The sequence below is a fragment of the Bradyrhizobium sp. USDA 4451 genome (assembly GCF_054822585.1).
This window is the reverse complement of the sequence record NZ_JBTRCH010000001.1, coordinates 2,576,450-2,598,103: the sequence shown is the minus strand read 5'-3', so window position 1 is coordinate 2,598,103 and position 21,654 is coordinate 2,576,450. Positions and strand designations below refer to the sequence as shown.

Below are 21,654 nucleotides of genomic sequence, written 5' to 3'. Positions count from 1 at the left end.
GCCCGATGACTAAACGACAAGCAACAGCCCTGACACCAGCAACAGGCCGAGGATCACCCGCCTGAAATTGGCCTCGTCGATGTTGCGGAACGCAAAGATGCCGAGCCACGAACCGGCAAGCAGCGCCGGAGCACCCAGCACGACGTCATAGGCGACCTTCATCGAGAGATCGCGATGCAGCAGCATCATCACCAACGCCGAAATCTGCATCGCGGCGATGAAGGGTTGCACGAGTCCGCGCTGCTGCTGCTTCGGCACGCCGTGGATGTCGCACCAGATGGTCGGCAGCGCGCCGGGCATCGCGGTCAACCCGCCGATCAGGCCGCCGCCAAATCCGACCAGCGCGTGGCGCCTTTCAGGCAACCGGCCGTAGCCGATCGCGGGCCTGAACAGCATGTAGCCGGCATAGAGCGCGACCATGATCCCAAAACCTTCGCGAAAGGTCCGGCCATCGGTGTTGTGCAACAGCCAGAGCGCCAGCGGGACGCCCAGCAGTCCGCCCGAGATCAGCAACAGGCTTTGCTTCCACTGGATGTTGTGCCGAAGCGCCCACAGATTGGCCCCCTGCACGCCGACGCTGCACGCCATCATCAGCGGCACCGCCTCGGTCGGCGGCATCGCATGCAGCAGGACAGCGCCGGCGATCGCGGAGAAGGCAAAGCCGGCGAGACCGGACACGAAGGCGCCGCAGAACACCGCGGCGCTGAGCACGATAAATGACGTGACGTCGGCCACCAGCGGACCTCCGTTGAGTGCAGGGATGATGAGTGAAGCGGGGCGATGCTAGTCGGTGTGAATCACCCTAGCGTCCTGCGGCACGGCCGCATCTGCCGTGGCTGCAGGCATCAGCAATGTCGCGGTGAGAAGGTGCAGCACAAGAAATCCGACCGCGATGGCGATCAGCAGCGTCATCTCGCTGATCTGCGGAAGCCGGACGATCGATTTGCGGGACGACGACCGATCAGTGATGGACATTGCCGCCGCCCTCCAGATTGGTCAGGCGCCGATCGGCGCGGTCGATCAAGTGCTGATATTGCTTCAGAACGCGGCACGCCTGAATCCGCCGTGAGTAATGAATTGCGCCGAGGATGGCGGCGAACAGCCCCTTCCGCCTTCGTGCAAATTGAACGTGGGTGACGGGCATCACACCGGTCACCGGCAATGAAATGTGCTTCATTACTGGAACTCCTTGATCTGGAATTCCACCCCGCGCGCATGATGCGCCGATTCGGCCGGCCAATTTGTGCACCGCATCACATCTCAAGAAAGCTTGATCCAAGGAGCTTGATCCAAGAAAGCTTGATCGATGAGGCGCGCGACCTTCGCGGGTAACCGATCAGACCACCGCCGGAGGATCGAGCGGGCTGCGCGTTCGCCGGCGGTCGCGGTTCCTTGACTAGCTCCATCAACCCGGCCAGAACGCTTGGCATAGCTAAGGAGGCAACATGTTCAAGGATCTGTTTTCACTGAAGGGCCGCGTCGCGGTAGTGACCGGGGGATCGCGCGGCATCGGCAAGATGATCGCGGCCGGCTTCCTCGCGCAGGGCGCCGCCAGGGTTTACATCACCGCGCGCAAGGCAGGTCCCTGCGAGGCCACTGCGCAGGAGCTCACCGCCGCCTATGACGGCGAATGCATCGCGCTGCCGATCGACATCTCGACCGTCGAGGGCTGCGACAGGCTCGCGGGCGAGATCATCAAACGCGAGCCGAAGCTCGACATCCTGGTCAACAATGCCGGCGCGGCCTGGGGCGCGGATTTCGACGAATTCCCGGAGAGCGGCTGGGACAAGGTGATGAACCTCAACGTCAAGTCGATCTTCTTCCTGACCAAGGCGCTGGCCAAGCCGCTGCGGGCCGCGGCGTCCCATGACAAGCCAGGCAAGGTGATCAACATCGCCTCGATCGACGGCATCTTCGTCAACCCGATGGAGACCTATTCCTATGCCGCGAGCAAGGCCGCGGTGATCCATCTGACGCGGCGGATGGCGACGCGCCTGATCAAGGACAACATCAACGTCACCGCGATCGCGCCCGGCGCCTTCAAGTCCGACATGAACCGCGCCGCGCGCGACCACGCCGACGAAGTCGCGCAACGCGTCCCGTCGCGGCGGATCGGCAGCGACGAGGACATGGCGGGCACCGCGATCTACCTCGCCTCGCGCGCCGGCGACTACGTGGTCGGCAACACCATCGCCGTCGATGGCGGCGTGGTCTATGCGACGGCGGGACTGGAGATCGCGGGGTAGGGCGCGATGCTCCGGTACACAGGCCTACCGCGCGACCGCCTTGAGTCGCGCCCAGACGTCGCCGGCCGGAAATCCGAGCGCGCGCAGTCGTGGTGGGTAGAGATAGGCCACCGGCTCGAACAGATGACCGGCAATGGCCATGGCATCGGACCAGGTGACGTCGGCGACATCTTCGGGCTGCGGTTGCGCCAACCCGGTCTGCGGATCGACGACTTGCTTGCCGAACCAAAGTCGATCGGCATACGGCAACAGCGTGCCGGTCGTCCCCGACGCCAGGGTCGTGAGAGAGAAGGGCTCGGATGAATCCTTCGTGCTGTACAGCATCATCTTGGCCACGAAGATATGTTGGCCCTTGCTCTGGTGATATTGGTCCAGCAGTTGCTTCTGCGTGTCATAATCGGCGGCCAATCGATGATACGTGACCTCGCGCTGGCGCGGTGCAAGGTCGTCGGTCAATGTAGCCTCACCCCAGCGACCGCCATCCCATTGCAGCAGCGTCGGCGATAAAAACCACGCCATCTGAGCTGCATTCTTCGCGATGTCCAACGCTCTTATCAAAGCGGTCTTATTCGCGCGGCCAGTAAGGTAGAAGAGACCTCGTGCCGGAACGAGCGCAACCGGAGCACCGTCGATCGCGGGCAATTGGTAGTCCGTGCCCGGTGTCAGCAGCAGCAGCGCCGACTGATGTTCTGCGAGATTGTTGGAGCCGAACAGGCCGTCGCCAAGGCTTTCGAACACCGGTCGCCCGAGCTTGGCGCGAAAATTCGCCATCGCGCGCTCCATCGCCTGATCGACCGAAAGCCCGCCGACCGCCAGATTGGCATTGCTCATCTGTGACATGGTGTTCGGCTTGTCCTGCATGGCGCAGACGACAAGATCGCCGGCAAGCGGCCGGAACGCGGTGGCACTACTGTCGTCGGCTGGCGCCCCCATCGTCCAGTTCTGGATCAGGAGATTGCTGATCTGAGCGTGGGACCGGACACCCGGCATCAACTGCTCGGGCAACTTGCCGGGATCGAGCGCGTAATTCCGATTGCCCTCGATAACCGAGCGCACCAGGGTTGTGACCAATATGGCGCGACTTTCCTGATTCCGCCCGAGCCACTCGCGGAATCCATTGTGCAGCCGAAAGATCCTCTCTGACGAATCGTCGCGAAAGAACACGAAACCACGAGCGTTTGGATCGTAGCTTTTGGGCTGGATGCCTTGCCGCTGGCACTCCACGACGAATGCCCGGACGAACTGCTCGTAGGGATCGTCGGCGGCCGGTTGTCGTCCAGCCAACTGCTTCTTGACCCAATCGAACATGCGACCTCCCGGCATCTCCACGCGGCATAACGAAACGGCCGCACTATTGCCAACGTGCGTCATATTGTCCACGACACCTCAAGTTGCGACTTGCCGCACAAGTGAAGGCCAGGACCACCTCAAATTCGTCTGACTCCAAACGAACCGAGATTGAGGACACGCAGCAGCGGTTTCGCCGACAGGCAGACAATTTTGACCGCGCTACTCACCTCCGGTCATGAGTTGCGACGCCTCTGGCGCTTGTCATTCAAATGCATTACATTGATCGCGAAGGAGATCGTTATGGCTTCGAATGCCCTGGTCCAAACCCGCATCGACGCGGACGTCAAGGAAAAGGCCACCGCGGTTTTGGAAAACATGGGCCTTACGGTATCTGACGCCGTGCGGATCCTGCTGACACGCACGGCCAACGAGGGGATGCTCCCACTGGAGCTCGTGAGCAACAGCCAGGCTTACGACAGCTGGTTTCGTGACAAGGTGCGCCAAGCGCTGGCGGATACTCGGCCCAGTCTCGATGATTCCGACGTCGAAGCGCATTTCGCGCAACGCCGTGCCGCCGCGCTTCGAAAAGCGCCGGGGCGCAAGCGATGAAACTCGTCTGGTCGCGCTTCGCGTTGTCCGATCGCGACGATATTTTCAGCTACATCGAGGCGGAGAATCCTCGTGCCGCGGTTCAAGTTGACGAACAGATTGCCGATACCGCACGGCGCCTGCTCGATTTTCCTGACAGTGGCCGGCCCGGGCGTGTCGCCGGCACGCGCGCGCGAACTGGTCGTTCCGCGCACACCTTATGTCGCTGCGTACCTTGTCGAAGGTGAAACGGTTCGTATCTTGCGGGTGCTTCATGGCGCGCAGATGTGGCCCGACGAACTTGCAAATGACGATTGAGGCCGGCTCCGCACCGGCACCTGATCAAAAAAGAAAAGGGGCGAGCCAGGACCTTCTCGGCTCATCCCTTTTCGGCCCTTCCGGGAGGAGAGGAAGTGCTAGCTGACGGTCAGCAAGCAGCCCGCATGACGAAGCGGCATGCGGGTCGGTGCAGCCCCGGATATCGCTTCGCTCATCCGGGCTACATTGGCTGCAATGCAAGTCGGCGTCGGATCAACGAGTCCGCGAACCAGTCCGTAGCGCCGCTACGACTCGATCCTCACATATTCGAAGTCGCCGGGCTTGTTGTCGATGCCGACCTTCGGCGCCGAGATCCAGGAGGCGAACTCGCCGGGTTCGGTGACCGGCTTCATCAGCGAGGCAATGAAGTCGCCATCCGCAGCCGACGGCAGCCAGTCGTTCTTGCGCTTGGCCCAGGTGGCGTCGTCGATCAGGAGGCCGTCGGGCGTCGCATGGATGTCCTTGAACTCGCCGATCTGGCGGTGGAAGGCGGTGTGCGGCACCGCGAGCTTGTAGTCGATGCCCGCGGTCGAGATCACCTTGTTCCAGCGCAGCATGCCCTTGACGCAATCCTGCGTGTAGTCGTCGCGCAGCCGCATGTTGAGCGCGGTCAGCGCCGGCTCGTCGACCAGCTTGATCTGGCCGTCCACCATCTTCATGACCGGATAGGTCGAGCTCTTGAGCTGATGGTCGTCCTCGATCGTGGTTTCCTTGTAGCGGCCCTTGATGCCGGCGTTGAAGGCGTTGGCCGCATTGGTCGACACTTCGGAGCCGAACAAATCGAGCGACAGCGAATAGTGCAGGTTCAGCTTCTTCTGGATCGTCGGCAGGTCGATCACGCCGAGCGCGCGGACCTTGGCGATATCGCAGGGATCGGTGATGCCGGCCTCTTTCATCGCATCGCAGGTGCGCTGCACGACGCGGGTGATGCCGGTCTCGCCGACGAACATATGGTGGGCTTCCTCGGTCAGCATGAAGCGGCAGGTGCGGGACAGCGGATCGAAGCCCGACTGCGCCAGCGAGTGCAGCTGCATCTTGCCGTCGCGGTCGGTGAAGTAGGTGAACATGAAGAACGACAGCCAGTCCGGCGTCGCCTCGTTGAAGGCGCCGAGCATGCGTGGTGAATCCGCGTCGCCCGAGCGGCGGCGCAACAAATCGTCGGCTTCCTCGCGGCCGTCGCGGCCGAAATATTTCTGCAACAGATAGACCATCGCCCAGAGATGGCGGCCTTCCTCGACATTGACCTGGAACAAATTGCGCATGTCGTAGAGCGAGGGCGCGGTCTTGCCGAGATGGCGCTGCTGCTCGACCGAGGCCGGCTCGGTGTCGCCCTGGATCACGATCAGGCGGCGCAGCGTGGCGCGATGCTCGCCGGGGACTTCCTGCCAGGGCCGGCTTGCCGAAATCCTCGCCGAACGGAATGACGCGGTTCTCTTCCTGGGGAGCAAGGAGAATGCCCCAGCGATATTCCGGCATCCGCACGTAGTCGAACTTGGCCCAGCCGCGCGGATCGACCGAGTAAGCGGTGCGCAGGTAGACCAGCGATTCCTGGAAGCCGTCCGGCCCCATGTCCTTCCACCAGTCCATGTAGCCGGGATGCCAGCCCTCCAGCGCCTTCAGCACCTGGCGGTCCTCGGCGAGATTCACATTGTTCGGAATCTTGGTCGAGTAATCGACGTTCATGATGTTCATGTTCATTGTGGCCTCTCCCGTGTTTGGGGCAGCAGGCGAATGGCGAGTAGCGAATGGCGAATGGAAAAGAAGACCACTCGCTATTCGCTATTCGCTACTCGCCCTCTTACACTCGCGTCATGTCGAATTGCGCCTTCTGGCCGGTGCCGTAGCGGCGCAACGCGCCGTCCTCGCCGACTGCGTTGGGCCGCTGGAAGATCCAGTTCTGCCACGCGGTGAGGCGGGAGAAGATCTTCGATTCCATGGTCTCGGGCCCGACGAAGCGCAGATTGGCTTCCATGCCGGTGAGACCGTCTGGCGAGAACGAGGTGCGTTCCTCGAAGAACACGCGGACCTCGTCGTCCCAGTCGATGTCGTCGAGCGCGAAGGTGACGAGGCCGAGCTCCTCGGCTTCTTCCGCATCGAGCGCCTTGCCGATCGCGGCTTGCGCGCGCTCCAGATCCATCGGGTCGGCCTGGAAGCGCGATTGCAGCCGGGTCAGGCCGTGGCTCATCGGATAGGGCCCGAAATTCATCGCAGTCAGCTCGATCGCCGGCGGCGGTCGGTTGTCGCCCTGCTTCTGGCCGATCAGCATGTAGGAGCGATCGGCGGCGAACACGAGTTCGGCCAAGGTGCCGACGAAGCAGGAGCCCGGCTCGACCAGCGTTACCAGCGTGCGCGAGGTGACGTCGATGCGCTTGAGCACGCGCTTCCAGTAATGCCTGACCTCGTTGACCAGCCAGTGCGCCTTGTTGGCCTCGAGGAGCGCATCATAGGACACCACATTGGCGCGGTCGCCATGGCTCTTGAACACCAGCATCGCGATCTCGAGCTCGTTGATGCGCAGATGCAGGATCGCATCGTCGAGCTCACGGGCGACCTGCAACGGCCAGAATGCGGCGCCTTGGGCGATCATGCCGTCGATGTCGGCGGGCGCTGCGGTTTCCGGCGCCTTGATCGAGATGGTGGCGATACGGGCGGCGCGATCGATGTCGACGCTGACGAAGCCGTAGCGGATCCCGCTGTCGTCGATGGTGCGCCGAAGCGGCGTCAGCGTGACGCCTTTACCTGCACCATTGCGCTTCGACCTCGCGGCGAATTCCTTGACGCGCTCGGCAAGCTTGCCCTCGAGCTTGGAGTTCGGCGCGATCTCGTCGACCAGCCGCCACTGCACCGCGCGCTTGCCCTTGATGCCTTCCTCGATGGTGCAGAAGAAGTCGGCATGGTCGCGGCGCACCTTGCGCTTGTCGACGACGCGCGTCAGCCCGCCGGTGCCCGGCAGCACCGCGAGCAGCGGCACTTCCGGCAGCGCGACGGCGGCCGCGCCGTCATCGGCCATCATGATGTGGTCGGTCGCGAGCGCCAGCTCATAGCCGCCGCCCGCTGCGGTACCGTTGACGACGGTGATGAAGCTCTGGCCGGAGTTCTCGCTGGAATCTTCCAGGCCGTTGCGGGTCTCGTTGGTGAACTTGCAGAAGTTGACCTTGTGGGCGTGGGTCGAGCCCGCCAGCATGCGGATGTTGGCGCCGGCGCAGAACACCCGGTTCTTGCCCGAGCGCATCACCACCACCTTCACCTCGGGATGCTCGAAGCGCAGCCGCTGCACGGCATCCGCAAGCTCGATGTCGACGCCGAGGTCGTAGGAATTGAGCTTGAGCTGGTAACCTTCGAACAGGCCGGCATTCTCGTCGACGTCCATGGTCAGCGTCGCGACCTCGCCGGCGACGTCGAGCTTCCAGTGCCGGTAGCGCGACGGCTCGGTCTGGAAGTCGATGTACTTCGCCCCGCCTGCAAGGACGCGATCGTCACCAGCCATGGGCCACCCTTATCTGTTGTCTTGCTGTTGTTCGTTGCGAAGCCTTCATGCACAATAATGCATGTTTTCGATCTAGTCCAGCTCAAAACGCAAAAACATGCATTTTGTTTCATGTTCTGGAAATTCACCCGCTCGGCCAATGACCTACGATGGACGCGGTCACCTCCATCCCCGTCATTGCGAGCCAACGGGTCGCGCGAACGCGCCCGATGACAGGCTCCGCGAAGCAATCCAACGTCCCGCATATGCGGAACGATGGATTGCTTCGTCGCTTCGCTCCTCGCAATGACACTTCCGACATTCGCCAGCCCCTCAGGCGGCCAGGGCCGGGTCGTCCCGCAGCGCCGCCTTGGCGAATTCGGTGACCGCGTCCAGCGTCACCGCCTGCGCCTCGCGGTGCGGCGAGTGGCCAGCGCCGGCGATGGCCGCGACATCGACCGGGCAGTAACACTCCTCCCGGGCGATCTCGACCTGGCGCATCGTGCCGTATTGATCGTCCGCGCCCTGCACGATCAGCACGGGCACGCGGATGTAGGCGAGATAGTCGGAGATATCCCAGTCGCGGAATTTCGGATCGAGCCAGGCGTCGTTCCAGCCACGGAAGGCGTTGTCGACATCCCTGTGCCAGCGCGCCAGCTTCTCCTTCAGATTGGTGGTCTCATACGCCGTCTTGATCTCGGCAATCGACTTGATCGAAATGTCCTCGACGACGAAATGCGGCGCGAGCAGCGCCAGGCCGTGCAGGCGGTGATCCTGATGCGCGCCGGCATAGATCGCCGCGATCGACGCGCCATCGGAGTGACCGAGCAGAAGACCACGGCGGAAGCCGATCCGATCAAGCAGCTTCGGCAGCACGTCGAGCGCCTCGCGGTGCATGTAGTCGACCGGGCGCGGCAGCGTCACAGGCGACGAGGCCCCATAACCCGCGCGCGAATAGGCGAACACGCCGGCGCCGGTCGCCGCTTGCAGCTTCTCGGGAAAATCACCCCACAGCCCGACGCAGCCGAGGCCTTCATGCAGCATCACGATGGTGGGTGCCGTCTCGGGTGACAGGCCGATCATCCGATATTCGAGCTCGGCACCGTCGATGCTGAGGAAGCCTGTGGGTGCAAGATTTGACATGTCGAGTTTTCTTTCCTCAATCATTCCGGGGCGATGCGTCAGCATCGAACCCGGAATCTCGAGATTCCGGGTTCTCGCTTTGCGAGCCCCGGAATGACGGTGTTACGTCTGGCTTTAGTGCCGCAACTTGAACCGCTGGATCTTGCCGGTCGCCGTCTTCGGCAGGTTGTCGACCACGTCGATCCAGCGCGGATATTTCCACGGGCCGATCTTCTGCTTGACGTGCTCCTTGAGCGCCTCGCGCAAACCTTCGGCTGAACTGTCGGGCCGCAGCACCACATAGGCCTTCGGCTTCAACAGCCCTTCCGGATCAGCTTCCGGCACGACCGCCGCTTCCAGCACCGCGGGATGGGTGATCAGCGCGCTCTCGACCTCGAACGGCGAGACCCAGATGCCCGACACCTTGAACATGTCGTCGGCACGGCCGCAGAAGGTGTAACGGCCATCGGCGTCGCGGATGTATTTGTCGCCGGTGCGGGTCCAGGCGCCCTCGAAGGTGGCACGGCTCTTGGCGCGTTGATTCCAGTAGCTCTCGCCGGCCGAAGGCGCGTCGACCAGCAATTCGCCGACTTCGCCGTCAGCGACGTCGGCCCCGGCCTCGTTGACCAGCCGCACCTTGTAGCCGGGCACCGGACGGCCGGACGAGCCGTATTTGATGTCGCCCGGCGCATTCGACAGGAAGATGTGCAACAGCTCGGTGGAGCCGACGCCGTCGAGGATGTCGACCCCGAACCTTGCCTTCCAGACGTTGCCGACCGATTCCGGCAGCGCCTCGCCGGCCGAGGTGCAGATCCGCAGGCGATCGCCGCCGGACTGCGCCTTGGTCGCCTCGTCGTTCAGCATCGCCGCGAACAGGGTCGGGACGCCGAAGAAGATGCTGGGATGATATTTGTTCAGCAGCGCGAACATCACCGCCGGCGTCGGCCGCTCCGAATTCAGGATCGTCGTTGCGCCGACCGACATCGGGAAGGTCAGCGCATTGCCGAGCCCATAGGCGAAGAACAGCTTGGCCGCCGACAGGCCGACATCGTCCTCGCGGATGCCGAGCACCTGTTTTGCATAGGTCTCCGCGGTGGCGGCGAGGTTGGCGTGCAGATGGCGCACCCCCTTCGGCATGCCGGTCGAGCCCGACGAATAGAGCCAGAACGCCGGCTCGTCGGCATGGGTCGGCGCGGTCGCGAACACGTCGCTCTCGCGCGCGATTTCGTCGGACAGCTTGTTGTGACCGTGCGCATCCTTGCCGGCGACCACGACATGCGCGAGATCGGGCATCCGCGCGATGATGTCCTTCACGACCGGCAGCAGCGCCTCGGACACGAACAGCACGCGGGCGCGGCAATCACCGAGGATGTAGGCGTATTGCTCCGCGGTCAGCAGCGTGTTGAGCGGCACCGGCACCACACCGGCGCGGATCGCGCCCAGGAACACGATCGGGAAGTCGACGGTGTCGAGCATGATCATGGCGACCCGCTCCTCGCGGCGGACGCCGAGCCGGCGCAGCATGTTGCCGACGCGGCGGGTCTGCTGCTGTAACTGGCCATAGGTGATTTGCGACACCGTGTCGTCGAACACGACCTTGTCGCCGCGGCCCTCATCGACGTTGCGGTCGAGCAGCCAGGAGACTGCGTTATAGGTCATGACCCGATCCTCGGAGCTTCCTTGGACCCCAGACGTGCCACGCTTCCCTCTCCTGTGAATTTAAGAATTATAATTCATACAAAGCCACCAGCTCGGCTTGCTGTCAATCCTTGTCGGCACTATGTTTCCGAAAACTCGCGTCGCGCAGGGATCATGACCGCAGCCAACGATCCGGAAACCGACTTCCTCGAACAGCTCGGCCAGCGTGTGCGCACCACCCGCGCGCTGCGCGGCATGTCGCGCAAGGTGCTCGCCAAGGTCTCCGGCATTTCCGAACGCTACATCGCCCAGCTCGAAAGCGGCAAAGGCAATGTCTCGATCGTGCTGCTGCGCCGTGTCGCAGGCGCGATGGGCGCGCATCTCGAGGACCTGATCCCCACCAGCGAGCCGATCCCGGATTGGGCCGTGATCCGCGACCTGCTGCGTAAGGCCTCGCCGAGCCAGATCGCGCAGGCCAAGGACATGCTCGCCGGCAGCAGCGCGCTCGCGCCACGCCGCGCCGCGTTCTCCGGGATCGCGCTGATCGGCCTGCGCGGCGCCGGCAAGACCACGCTCGGCCGCATGCTGGCGAAGAGGATCGGCTGGAGCTTCGTCGAACTCAACAAGGAGATCGAGGCGCAGAACGGCCTGTCGGTTGCCGAGATCATCGCGCTGTACGGCCAGGAAGGCTTTCGCCGCATGGAGCAGGCCGCGCTGACGCAGCTTTTGGCGCGCAAGGAATTGATGGTGCTGGCGACCGGCGGCGGCATCGTCTCCGAGGCGCTGACCTTCGATTTGATCCTGTCGTCGTTCTACACGATCTGGCTGAAGGCCGAGCCGGAAGAGCACATGGCCCGCGTCCGCCGCCAGGGCGACCTGCGCCCGATGGCCGACGACCGCTCGGCGATGGCCGAATTGCGCAACATCCTGGTCAGCCGCGAGCCGCTCTATGCGCGCGCCTCGGCGGTGGTCGATACCGCCGGGCTGTCGGTCGACGCCGCCGCGGCAAGGCTGATCGATTCGGTGCGGCCGGTGCTGCAGAACGAGGCGCGGAGTTTCGGGCTGCGCAGCGTGGCGCTGTAGCCTAAAGCGGGCCCTCTCCCCGTCATTGCGAGCCACCCGGTCGGCGCGAAGCGCCGCCGGATGACAGGCTCCGCGAAGCAATCCATCTTTCCGCGCGTGTGGATGCGTGGATTGCTTCGTCGCTTCAGCGCAAAATTGCTTTGCAATTTTGTCGCGAGCTCCTCGCAATGACGAAATTACAGGAGCCGGCTCTTCACATCATCGGCCCCTTCCCGCAGCAGCGGCAGGAAGCGATCGATCAATTCCTGGGCTGGCACCCGATCGATATGCGCGCCCATGTTGATGGCGGCGACGATGGTGCCGTCGTAGCGGCGCACCGGGACCGAGATCGAGCGGAAGTGCGGTTCGGCCTCGCGGTCGACCAGTGAGTAGCCCTGCGCGCGATCGGCGATGATGGTGGCGAGCAGTTTCTTCGGATCGGTCACGGTCTGCGGCGTCACGGCCTCGCGGCGCATCGCCTTGAGCCGCGCCGCGAGCTCGGCATCGTCGAGCCGGCCGAGCATGGCGCGGCCGACCGAGGTACAGAACGCCGGCAACCGGTAGCCGATGTCGAGACCGGCGGAGAACACCCGCGTCGGGCTCGAGCGCGCGACGAACACGACGTCGTCGCCGTCGAGCAGCGCGAGCGAGGCGATCTCCTGTGCCGCGGTCGCGATGCGATCGAGCACCGGCTGCAGCACCGTCACGACCTGGTTGGATTGCAGGAACGAACCGGCCAGCGTCAGCACATGCGGCGTCAGCGCAAACAGCTTGCCGTCGGTGGTGACAAAACCGCCATGCGCCAGCGTGAACAGGATGCGGCGCGCGGTGGCCCGCGGCAGGTCGGCGGCGCGCGCGAGGTCGCTCAGCGTCGCAGGGCCCGTCACGGTGCCGAACGCCTGCAACAGGCGCAGGCCGCGATCGAGCGCTTCGACGAAGTCGGTGGCGCGCTCGTCCTGGTCGGTCCGCTTCAGCTTGGGCATTGGGATCAGGTTGGGGCTTTGAACGGTTCAAATTTGCGCTTGCTGTCCAAACCAGACATGGCATAATTCGCACATTCGTTCAATAGGCGAACAATTCCGAATTCAGGAGACGCCGCCATGATGAGCCAGGAAGCGAACGATCTGATCACCCGCACCGGGCGCAAAGACCCGTGCGGGAAGCTGATGCGGATGTACTGGCAGCCGGCGGCGCTGGTCGACGAGCTCGAAGGGCCGCGCCCGGTTCGGCCGGTGCGGCTGCTCGGCGAAAACCTGGTGCTGTTCCGCGGCGAGGACGGCAGCTACGGCCTGATCGATCGCCACTGCGCGCATCGCGGGGCCGACCTCGCCTTCGGCCGGCTGGAGAATGGCGGCCTGCGCTGCGCCTTCCATGGCTGGCTGTTCGACACATCAGGACAGTGCATCGAGACGCCGGCCGAACCTGTCGGCTCGCAGCTCTGCAAGGGCATCAAGCAGCGCTCCTATCCCGTGATCGAGAAGAGCGGCATCCTGTGGGCCTGGCTCGGCGAGGGCGCGCCGCCGGCATTTCCGGAGCTCGACTGCTTCGTCGCGCCCGGCAGCCATACGTTTGCGTTCAAGGGCCACATGAACTGCAACTGGCTGCAAGCGCTCGAGGTCGGCATCGACCCGGCGCACGCGTCCTTCCTGCATCGCTTCTTCGAGGACGAGGACACCTCGGCCGCCTACGGCAAGCAATTCCGCGGCGCCTCGGCCGGCAGTGACATGCCGATGACGAAAATCCTGCGCGAATACGACCGGCCGATCATCAATGTCGAGCACACCGAATATGGCCTGCGCCTGATCGCGCTGCGCGAGCTCGACGCCGAGCGCACCCATGTGCGGGTGACAAATCAGCTGTTCCCGCATGGCTTCGTGATTCCGATGTCGACCGAGATGACGATCACGCAATGGCACGTGCCGGTCGACGACGAGAATTGCTACTGGTATGCGATCTTCACCAGCTACGCGGCGCCAGTCGACAAGCCGAAGATGCGCGACCAGCGGCTCGCGCTCTACACGCTGCCCGACTACAAGTCGCGCAAGAACAAGAGCAACGATTACGGCTTCGATCCGCATGAGCAGGCCACCGAGACCTATACCGGCATGGGCACCGACATCAACGTCCACGACCAGTGGGCGGTGGAATCGATGGGGGCGATCCAGGACCGCACCAACGAGCATCTCGGCCAGAGCGACAAGGCGATCGTGCAGTATCGCCGCCTGCTGCGGCAGGAGATCGAGAAGGTTGGCGGCGGCGAAAAGCCGATGCTGTTCCTCGATGAGGCCTCAGCGCGCAGCATCCAGGGCCCGGCGACGATGGACGGCATCGGGCCGACGCTGGGTTGGGAGCTCTACTGGATGGAAGTCGACGTCAAGCGCCGCCGCGGCGCGCCGTGGGCCGCGCCGGTGCCGCGCGAGATCGCCGGCAAGGTGCAGCATCTGACGGCGGCGGAATAGCTATGTCCTTCCGTCATTGCGAGCGAAGCGAAGCAATCCATCGCGCCGCTTGCCGAGACATGGATTGCTTCGCTTCGCTCGCAATGACGACTGCTGAGACAGAGGAGTGACGCGGTGAGCTTTGTCGAGCGTCACGGCCTGTGGTCGGATGAGCAGAAGGAGGCGGCGCAACGCCTCCGCCGCATCGTCGAGGAGAACAACCTCGAGGTCATCCGCCTCTCGTTCCCCGACCAGCACGGCATCCTGCGCGGCAAGACGCTGATCGCAGCCGAAGCGGTGCGCTCGCTGGAGGGCGGCTGCTCGATCACCACCACGATGCTCGCCAAGGACACCTCGCACAAGACGGTGTTTCCGGTGTTCACGTCAGGCGGCGGTTTCGGCATGAAGGAGATGGAGGGCGCGGCCGACGTGCTGATGGTCGCCGACCCCACCACGTTCCGCGTGCTGCCCTGGGCCGAGAATACCGGCTGGCTGCTCTGCGATCTCTATTTCAGCGACGGCCGGCCGGTGCCGTTCGCGACCCGCAACCTCTATCGCAAGGTGCTCGATCAGCTCGCCGGCCGCGGCTACGATTTCGTCGCCGGGCTCGAGGTCGAATTCCATCTGTTCAAGCTCGACGACGCGCATATGGCGCCGGAGGATGCCGGTCAGCCCGGACGGCCGCCGTCGGTCAGCCTACTGTCGCACGGCTATCAGTACCTCACCGAGCAGCGATACGATCAGATGGAGCCGGCGCTGGAGATCATCCGTCGCGACATCATCGCGCTCGGCCTGCCGTTGCGCTCGGTCGAGGTCGAGTTCGGCCCGAGCCAGTGCGAATTCACCTTCGCGCCGACCGTGGGGCTCGCGCCCGCCGACACCATGGTGCTGTTTCGCTCCGCGGTGAAGCAGATCGCGCGCCGCCACGGCTATCACGCCACCTTCATGTGCCGGCCGAAGCTGCCGAACGTGTTCGCGTCAGGCTGGCATCTGCACCAATCGCTGGTGTCGCGCGCGGGCGGCGAGAATGCCTTCATGGCCAAGGAGATTGGCGAGCCGCTCAGCCCGCTCGGCCGGGCCTGGCTCGCCGGCCTGATCGAGCATGCGCGGGCCTCGACCGTGTTCACGACGCCGACGATCAACGGCTACAAGCGCTACCGCTCCTATTCATTGGCGCCGGACCGCGCGATCTGGGGCCGCGACAACCGCGGCGTTATGATCCGCGTGCTCGGGGCGGCCGCCGATCCGGCGACGCGGCTGGAGAACCGGATCGGCGAACCCGCCGCCAATCCCTATCTCTATATGGCTTCGCAAATCCTCTCCGGCCTCGACGGCGTCGACCGCAAGCTCGATCCCGGCCCGTCCGCCGACACGCCCTACGAGACGAAAGCTGCGCTGCTGCCGAAGTCGCTGCGCGAAGCCGTGTTCGCGCTCAACGACGATCCGTTCTTCCGCCAGGCATTGGGGCCTGAGTTCGTCGACTATTACGTCTTCATCAAGAACGCGGAGATCGAGCGCTTCCAGGCCGAGGTCTCGGACTGGGAGCAGCGCGAGTATTTCGAGATGTTTTGAGGGCCGCTTTCCTCCGGCGAGGACGGACCAAACCTCAATGGCGCGAGCTGTCGCGCAACAGGCGCGCCGCCAGTTCGGTGCGGTTGTGCGCGCCAAACCGCCGGCAGAGATTGGCGACGTGTTCCTTGACGGTCTGATCCGAGATCCCCATCTCGCGCGCGATTTCCTTGTTGGTCTGGCCGCGGCAAATCCGGATCGCGACATCGGCCGAGCGTGGCGGGAGCCGCAGCGCGAGCATGAACGGCTGCGGCAACACCGCGCGCTCCGGCAACGCGATGGCCTCGTGCTTCCGCTCGAGCTCACCTGAATTCATCATGTTCGTCACGGCGAGCGAGCCCGCCCGGCACAGCATGTCCATCCGCTGCTGCAACAGCGGGGTGTACGGAGCTTCGGCATCCGTCGTCGCAGTGAACAGCACGCCAATGATCTTGTGGCCGCACCGCAATGGGCCGCCCATGTTGTAGCTGAAGCCCCACTCCCTCAGCATCTCGAACGACGCGCTGCGATGCCAATGCGCTGAGCCATGCAGCGACGCGCCGTCGACGACCCGGCCACCGGTCAGGATGCAGTCGAGCACCGGATCGCGCTTCCAGAAACCCGCCCTGTAATTGTCGAGCAGGCCCTCCGCGACATGGCGGCTGTAAACCAGCTCCGGCTCGGCACCGTCGAGCAGATAGAGGCCGACGGTCGGAGAGCCGGTCAGGCTGCTGATCGCCGCGCAGCAGGCCACGCCGAGTCCATGCACCGACCGGCTCTCGGCGATGGACATGAGCCCATCGGCGAGCCGGCGCTCAGGCAGATGATCCAACTGCATTCGTCCCGCAGCCACCGCCACTCCTTGCGCGCTCGCGCTGCACCAGCCCCCCGGGACAGCTGCGCCGTTGACGGATCTTATAGGATTAAAATTTCTGCGCTGCCTCACGATTGGTCAAGCGAAAAGAAGCGGCAGCAATGCTCAGATCGGGCGCGATCCATGGCCGCCGATCCCCCCATGCTGGGGGATTGCCGGGTTCCGGAGCCGTCTCCTAGCATCCTGATATCGCAATCGCGCGACGCCTGCGTGCCGGCTTAGACCGCCGTCGCGCGATCGCGCGGTTCCGGCGGGACACGACATCGATCACAGGCACGCTCCGCCGCTCGCCCAACCCATGGCGGGCAAAGGCAGAGCCGTGCCCGCGCCCGGGCAGGATCCCGCCGTCCGATTTCAACCACCCCTCGAGTCACCGGCTGGTGCACGCGGCGGGAACGTCCGACCTGGAGATCTCGACCATGAACGTATCTGCCCAGCGCGTCGCCAAGCCATCCGGCACCACGACCGCCGCCGAGTTTCACGCCCGTCTCGACGCGCTGCTGCCGCTGGTGGAAGCCAGGGCAGCCGATGCCGAGGCCCAGGGCTATCTCACCGACGACGTGGTCGCCGCGCTGCGCAAGGCCGGCATCTACACCATGCTGTTTCCGAAACAGGTCGGCGGCGCGGAATTGCTGCCGTTCGACGCGATGACGGTGATCGAGCGCCTGTCCTACGTCCACGCTTCGGCCGGCTGGTGCGTGATCGGCAACAACATGGAAGGCACCACCCTCGCGATCTATGTCGAGGACGAAGGGATCAAGCAGGTCTTCGCCAACGGTCCCGACATCACCATCGCCGGAAACGGCGTGCCGCGCGGCTTCGCCCGGCCGGTCGATGGCGGCTACATGATCCGCGGCAATTGGGCCTATGGCAGCGGCATTCAGCACGCCGAATGGGTGCATTCCGGCTGCTTCGTCACCGATCCGACCGGCAAGGACATGGTGATGGGCCCCAACGGCCAGCCCAAGATCGTGATCACCCATCACCCGCGCGCGACCATCAAGCTGATGGGCAACTGGGATGTGCTCGGCCTACGCGCCACCGGCAGCTTCGACTACACCATCAGCGAAGGCACCGAGCTGTTCGTGCCGACCCATATGACCTACGACTTCGACATCGGCGCGCCCCGCCGCGGCGGCGTGCAGGGCGCGCTCGGCCTTGCCGGCTACAGTGCCTGGGCACATTCCGGCTGGGCGGTCGGCGTCGGGCGCCGCATGCTCGATGAACTCGTCAAGGTCATCGTGCAGCGCCAGGACGCTTTCGGCAAATCGAGCGAGAGCGCGAGCTTCAAGTTCCAGTTCGCCCAGGTCGAGGCGCGCTTCCGCGCCGCGCGGGCATTGGTGCACGAGACCTGGCGCGAGGTGTCGGACGCTTGCGCGCGCGGCGAAACTCCGACGCTCGACCAGATGACGATGATCAAGCTGTCGCTGCGCCACATTCACGACGTGATCTCCGATACCGCCACCTTCGCGCACCGCGCCGCGCGGGGCGCCTCGCTGCACAACACGCCGATGCAGCGCTTCTATCGCGACATCCATTCCGGGACGCAGCACATCCTGATGGCCGACCAGATCGTCGAGGAATGCGGACGCGCCCTGCTCGGCCTGCCCGCTCCCGGATCGCATTGGACCGTGTTCGGCGTCGCAGGCTGAGGCTTGCCATCGGATGAGGGTGGTCACGTGACGAAGCCCCGCATCGTCGGTTTCTGCGGCAACACCTGGCGACCGTCCAAGGCGCGCGCCCTGGTCGAGGCCGTCGGCGCCGAGCTGCACGTCCGACATCCGCTCACATTCGAGGTTCTCGATCTGGTCGATGCCGGTCCCGGCATTGCCGGATTTACCCGGGCCGCGCTCGACGACCATACCCGCATCGTGATCGAGGCCATCGAGCAGGCCGACGGCCTCGTGATCGGCTGTCCCGTGTTCCAGGGCTCCTATCCGGGCCTGTTCAAGCACGTCTTCGACCTGATCGAGCCCAACACGCTGCGCAATCGTCCCGTGGTGCTGACGGCCGTCGGCGGCGGGCTGCGCCACTCCCTGGTGGTTGAGCATCAGCTGCGGCCGCTGTTCGGCTTCTTCGAGGCCTGCACCGTGGCGACCGCAATCTACGCCAGCCGCGGCGAACTCGCGTCCGGCGCACCGCTGCCGCCGATCATCACCGCGCGGATCGCCAACGCGGCCGAACAGTTCGCCGCTCTGTTGAGGGGCCGTCGCGCCGACGCCGCATGAGCAACCTCAACGCCCGCTGCACAGCCTTGCCGCCTTCAACCGGAGACTCCGACCATGCCTGATGCTGCCGCCAAGGCTTTGCCCGACCTGACCGGCTTCACTCGCTCGGAATACGATATCAACGGCGCGCGGACCGTGGTCCACAGCATCGGAAGCGGACCAGCGCTGGTGTTCCTGCACGGCACCGGCACCTTTACCGGCTTCGAAATGGCACGTGCGTGGGCCACCCGGCACACCGTGGTCATCCCCTATCATATCGGCTTCGGCGATTCCGGCGATGCGGACGTGATCGACACCGCTGAGGATCATGTCCTGCACTATATGGACCTGTTCGACCGGCTGGGTCTCGACACATTCGACCTCGCCGGATTTTCCCTCGGCGGATGGCTTGCCGCCGAATTTGCGATCCGCCAACCGCAACGGGTGCGCCGGCTCGTGCTGGTCGCTCCCGCCGGGCTCGTCGTCGCCGACGCGCCGGCACCCGGGCTGTTCGAGATCGCGCCGCACGAGCTGCCGTCCTACCTCGCGCACGATCCGGCGGCGGCCCTGCGCTATTTCCCGCAAAACCCAGATCCTGCATTCGACGCGCGGCTCGGGCACGAGGTCGCGGGCTTCGCCAAGCTGATCCGCAACGACCCGCAGGGTAACCCGAAGCTCGCGCATTGGCTGCACCGGATCGGCGCGCCGACCCTGGTTCTGTGGGGCGCCGAGGACCGCCTGCGTCCGACCGCGCAGGCCCAAAGCTGGATGGCCGGACTTGCCGACGGGCGTCTCGTTCTGGTGCCGGCGACCGGACACCTCGTCTTCGAGGAAACGCCGGCGGCCGCCGGTCACGTCAGCGATTTTCTCGACGGTTGAACCGGCCGAACCCAATCCCGCAGCAACAAAGGACATCACCATGATCGACATGCCTCCCGGCGTCACGGCAAGCAACGAAGGCTTCGGCGATATCGTCTGGAACATCCTGGGCCAGACCTACACCTTAAAGCAGCAATCCGAAGCCTCGATGGCCTGGCACGCGGTGTTTCCGGACGGCACCTTCGTCCCCCCGCACGTGCATCCGACGCAGGACGAATTCATCTACGTCCTGAGCGGCCGCTACGACCTGTGGCTCGACGGCAAGGATTTTGTCGCCAAAGCCGGCGACCTGGTCCGCATGCCCAAGGGAGTGCCGCACGGGATCTTCAATCGATCGGGCGAGACCGCGACCAGCCTGTTCTGGGTGGCGCCGACCCGCTCGCTGAAGACGTTGTTCGAGCGCATCCACAATGTTCCGGACCCGCAGGAGGTGGTGCGCATCGCCGCCGAGCACGAGGTCGATTTCCTGCCGCCACCGGCCTGACGGCGCATTCATCTCCATTTGATCGCGATCACCGAGAGGACCCATCATGAGCTGGACCACCATTTCCGAGACCGATCGCCAGAGGATTGCAGGCTGGCAAAAAGGCATGCTGCTGCTCGCGATCCTGTGCGAGATCTTTCTTGCCGCGGATTGGTACGCGTTCGCCGCCGTGCTTCCCTTCGTATCGGAAGCGCTCAAGCTCAATCCTGCCGAGGCCGGTCTCGCCCAGGGCATCTTCGCCCTCACCTACGGCATCGGCATGGTGGTCTGGTCTCCGGTCAGCCGATCGATGTCGGCGCGCAACATGCTGCTGATCGGGCTCGCGGGCACCGGGTTCGGCATGGTGTTGCAGGTGTTCGTGCAGAGCTACATCGAGCTCATCGTGCTCCGGCTCGTGATCGGTTTCTTCGATGCCGGCATCTTCATCGGCAACATGAAGCTGATCTTCGGCTGGTTCCCGCAGAGCCGGCGCGGCTCCGTCGTCGGCATGATCCTGGCAGCCTATAGCCTCGCCATCACCATGGATTTCGCACTCGGCATTCCGCTGACATTGGCCACGAGCTGGCGCACCTTCTTCGCGGTGCTGGCAATCGGCACGCTGATCGTCGCCGCGATCGACGCCCTTGTGGTCCGCAACGGTCCGCGCGAGCTCGGCATTGCCAATTTTAGCTGGGGCAACGAGCCGGCGCATGAAGCACTGCCGCTCGGCGAGATCTTCCGCTCGAAATGGATCGCGGTCGGCGGCTTCGGCATCGTCGCCTGCACCTTCGCGATCGCCGGCACCGCCACCTGGGTGGTCCCGGCCTTCATCGCCGTCCAGCATATGGCACCGGAAGCCGGAGCCGTGATCGGCACCGTGATGGGCCTGTCCCAGGTGGTCTTCCTCGTGATCGGCGGCTACATGTCGGACCGGCTCGGCAAACCCTTCATGATCAAGCTCACCGCCGTGCTGGCGTTGCTGACCGCGCTGATGTTCCTGTGGAGCGTCGTCACGCCGATGCCGTTCGCCGCGTTAGTGCTGCTGGCCGCACTCAGCGGCATCGCGCTGCTGGGCGGCGGCGCGATTTTCGCGTTGCTGAGCGAGAAATATTCCGACGCCCTCGCCCCGGCCGCGATCGGCTATGCCGAAGTGTTCGGAATCTTCTCGGCGTTCGTGGCGCCCTGGTTGATGGGAGCCATCATCAACGCCTCCGGCGGCTCGTTCACCGGTGCCTTCGCCGCCTTTGCGATCATCGAGGCCGTGATCGTCGCGCTGCTGGTGATCCTCGCCCGGGAAAAAATCGGCCGGACCGAGCCAATCGAAAGCCCCGCGGAATAGCGACCACCGAGGCGTCTTGGCTTTTGTGATCCGTCATCCTGAGGAGCGGCGTCTTCGCCGCATCTCGAAGGATGCACGGCCACCACCCGGGCCGTCCATCCTTCGAGACGCGCTACGCGCTCCTCAGGATGACGGTCTATCTTCGTCATTGCGAGCGTAGCGAAGCAATCCATCGC

At 64.5% G+C, this 21,654-nt stretch carries 19 protein-coding genes and 2 pseudogenes; 11 read left to right on the top strand and 10 right to left on the bottom strand.

From position 1 onward, the window contains the following. Positions 1-9 precede the first annotated feature (9 nt). Genes ACVMB0_RS11995 through ACVMB0_RS11985 form a run of 3 tightly spaced genes read right to left on the bottom strand, consistent with a single transcriptional unit; the run spans position 10 to position 1,177 of the window. Entirely contained in the window at positions 10-735 is a 726-nt protein-coding gene (locus ACVMB0_RS11995) for a sulfite exporter TauE/SafE family protein (protein ID WP_461346359.1), read from the bottom strand. 48 nt (positions 736-783) lie between these two features. Beyond that, the gene (locus tag ACVMB0_RS11990; RefSeq protein ID WP_456750749.1) at positions 784-912 is read right to left on the bottom strand and encodes a hypothetical protein; all 129 of its coding nucleotides are present in this window, start codon (positions 910-912) and stop codon (positions 784-786) included. Between the two features lie 49 nt (positions 913-961). After that, on the bottom strand, positions 962-1,177 hold the full coding sequence (locus ACVMB0_RS11985; protein WP_456750750.1) for a hypothetical protein: 216 nt from the start codon (positions 1,175-1,177) through the stop codon (positions 962-964). A gap of 268 nt (positions 1,178-1,445) precedes the next feature. Here ACVMB0_RS11985 and ACVMB0_RS11980 point away from each other — a divergent pair, with 268 nt between their 5' ends. Continuing rightward, the gene (locus ACVMB0_RS11980) at positions 1,446-2,246 is read left to right on the top strand and encodes an SDR family NAD(P)-dependent oxidoreductase (protein WP_461346358.1); all 801 of its coding nucleotides are present in this window, start codon (positions 1,446-1,448) and stop codon (positions 2,244-2,246) included. 24 nt (positions 2,247-2,270) lie between these two features. Here the strand turns inward: ACVMB0_RS11980 and ACVMB0_RS11975 are convergent, their stop codons facing one another. Then, complete coding sequence (locus ACVMB0_RS11975; protein WP_461346357.1) at positions 2,271-3,554, bottom strand: hypothetical protein; 1,284 nt, start codon at positions 3,552-3,554, stop codon at positions 2,271-2,273. A 282-nt stretch (positions 3,555-3,836) separates the two neighbouring features. Here ACVMB0_RS11975 and ACVMB0_RS11970 point away from each other — a divergent pair, with 282 nt between their 5' ends. Both ACVMB0_RS11970 and ACVMB0_RS11965 read left to right on the top strand, forming a co-directional pair. Then, positions 3,837-4,145: a type II toxin-antitoxin system RelB/DinJ family antitoxin gene (locus ACVMB0_RS11970; protein WP_461346356.1), complete on the top strand. Its 309-nt coding sequence runs from the start codon at positions 3,837-3,839 to the stop codon at positions 4,143-4,145. Further along, positions 4,142-4,442: pseudogene (locus ACVMB0_RS11965) on the top strand (type II toxin-antitoxin system RelE/ParE family toxin). Before ACVMB0_RS11970 ends, ACVMB0_RS11965 begins: the two are co-directional and overlap by 4 nt. A gap of 245 nt (positions 4,443-4,687) precedes the next feature. Here the strand turns inward: ACVMB0_RS11965 and boxB are convergent. The 4 genes and pseudogenes from boxB to ACVMB0_RS11945 all read right to left on the bottom strand — a co-directional run bounded on the left by boxB (position 4,688) and on the right by ACVMB0_RS11945 (position 10,689). Then, a pseudogene (gene boxB, locus ACVMB0_RS11960) lies at positions 4,688-6,140 on the bottom strand (benzoyl-CoA 2,3-epoxidase subunit BoxB). Between the two features lie 100 nt (positions 6,141-6,240). Continuing rightward, on the bottom strand, positions 6,241-7,929 hold the full coding sequence (boxC, locus tag ACVMB0_RS11955) for a 2,3-epoxybenzoyl-CoA dihydrolase (RefSeq protein WP_461346355.1): 1,689 nt from the start codon (positions 7,927-7,929) through the stop codon (positions 6,241-6,243). Between the two features lie 312 nt (positions 7,930-8,241). Continuing rightward, a complete protein-coding gene (locus tag ACVMB0_RS11950; protein WP_461346354.1) occupies positions 8,242-9,051 on the bottom strand; it encodes an alpha/beta fold hydrolase in 810 nt (269 codons plus the stop codon). Between the two features lie 114 nt (positions 9,052-9,165). Further along, positions 9,166-10,689, bottom strand: coding sequence for a benzoate-CoA ligase family protein (locus ACVMB0_RS11945; protein ID WP_461346353.1), 1,524 nt, complete (start codon positions 10,687-10,689; stop codon positions 9,166-9,168). A gap of 69 nt (positions 10,690-10,758) precedes the next feature. Here ACVMB0_RS11945 and ACVMB0_RS11940 point away from each other — a divergent pair, with 69 nt between their 5' ends. Continuing rightward, positions 10,759-11,751: a helix-turn-helix transcriptional regulator gene (locus ACVMB0_RS11940; protein ID WP_461349640.1), complete on the top strand. Its 993-nt coding sequence runs from the start codon at positions 10,759-10,761 to the stop codon at positions 11,749-11,751. Positions 11,752-11,927: 176 nt separating this feature from the next. Here the strand turns inward: ACVMB0_RS11940 and ACVMB0_RS11935 are convergent, their stop codons facing one another. Further along, positions 11,928-12,713 (bottom strand): IclR family transcriptional regulator domain-containing protein, encoded by a 786-nt coding sequence (locus tag ACVMB0_RS11935; protein WP_461346352.1) that lies wholly within the window; start codon positions 12,711-12,713, stop codon positions 11,928-11,930. A 117-nt stretch (positions 12,714-12,830) separates the two neighbouring features. Between ACVMB0_RS11935 and ACVMB0_RS11930 the strand changes: the two genes are divergently transcribed. Further along, entirely contained in the window at positions 12,831-14,189 is a 1,359-nt protein-coding gene (locus ACVMB0_RS11930) for an aromatic ring-hydroxylating dioxygenase subunit alpha (protein ID WP_461346351.1), read from the top strand. A gap of 114 nt (positions 14,190-14,303) precedes the next feature. Further along, positions 14,304-15,740, top strand: coding sequence for a glutamine synthetase family protein (locus tag ACVMB0_RS11925; RefSeq protein ID WP_461346350.1), 1,437 nt, complete (start codon positions 14,304-14,306; stop codon positions 15,738-15,740). Positions 15,741-15,774: 34 nt separating this feature from the next. Here the strand turns inward: ACVMB0_RS11925 and ACVMB0_RS11920 are convergent, their stop codons facing one another. Then, entirely contained in the window at positions 15,775-16,575 is an 801-nt protein-coding gene (locus tag ACVMB0_RS11920; protein ID WP_461346349.1) for a response regulator transcription factor, read from the bottom strand. 434 nt (positions 16,576-17,009) lie between these two features. Here ACVMB0_RS11920 and ACVMB0_RS11915 point away from each other — a divergent pair, with 434 nt between their 5' ends. From ACVMB0_RS11915 to ACVMB0_RS11895, 5 genes are read left to right on the top strand one after another with little or no spacing between them, the layout of a single operon-like run. Next, complete coding sequence (locus ACVMB0_RS11915) at positions 17,010-18,242, top strand: acyl-CoA dehydrogenase family protein (protein WP_461346348.1); 1,233 nt, start codon at positions 17,010-17,012, stop codon at positions 18,240-18,242. Positions 18,243-18,269: 27 nt separating this feature from the next. Beyond that, positions 18,270-18,818: an NAD(P)H-dependent oxidoreductase gene (locus ACVMB0_RS11910; protein WP_461346347.1), complete on the top strand. Its 549-nt coding sequence runs from the start codon at positions 18,270-18,272 to the stop codon at positions 18,816-18,818. Between the two features lie 54 nt (positions 18,819-18,872). After that, positions 18,873-19,676 (top strand): alpha/beta fold hydrolase, encoded by an 804-nt coding sequence (locus tag ACVMB0_RS11905; protein WP_461346346.1) that lies wholly within the window; start codon positions 18,873-18,875, stop codon positions 19,674-19,676. A gap of 40 nt (positions 19,677-19,716) precedes the next feature. Continuing rightward, positions 19,717-20,160, top strand: a complete 444-nt coding sequence (locus ACVMB0_RS11900; RefSeq protein ID WP_461346345.1) for a cupin domain-containing protein — start codon at positions 19,717-19,719, stop codon at positions 20,158-20,160. A gap of 46 nt (positions 20,161-20,206) precedes the next feature. Beyond that, complete coding sequence (locus tag ACVMB0_RS11895; RefSeq protein WP_461346344.1) at positions 20,207-21,478, top strand: MFS transporter; 1,272 nt, start codon at positions 20,207-20,209, stop codon at positions 21,476-21,478. Positions 21,479-21,654 lie beyond the last annotated feature (176 nt).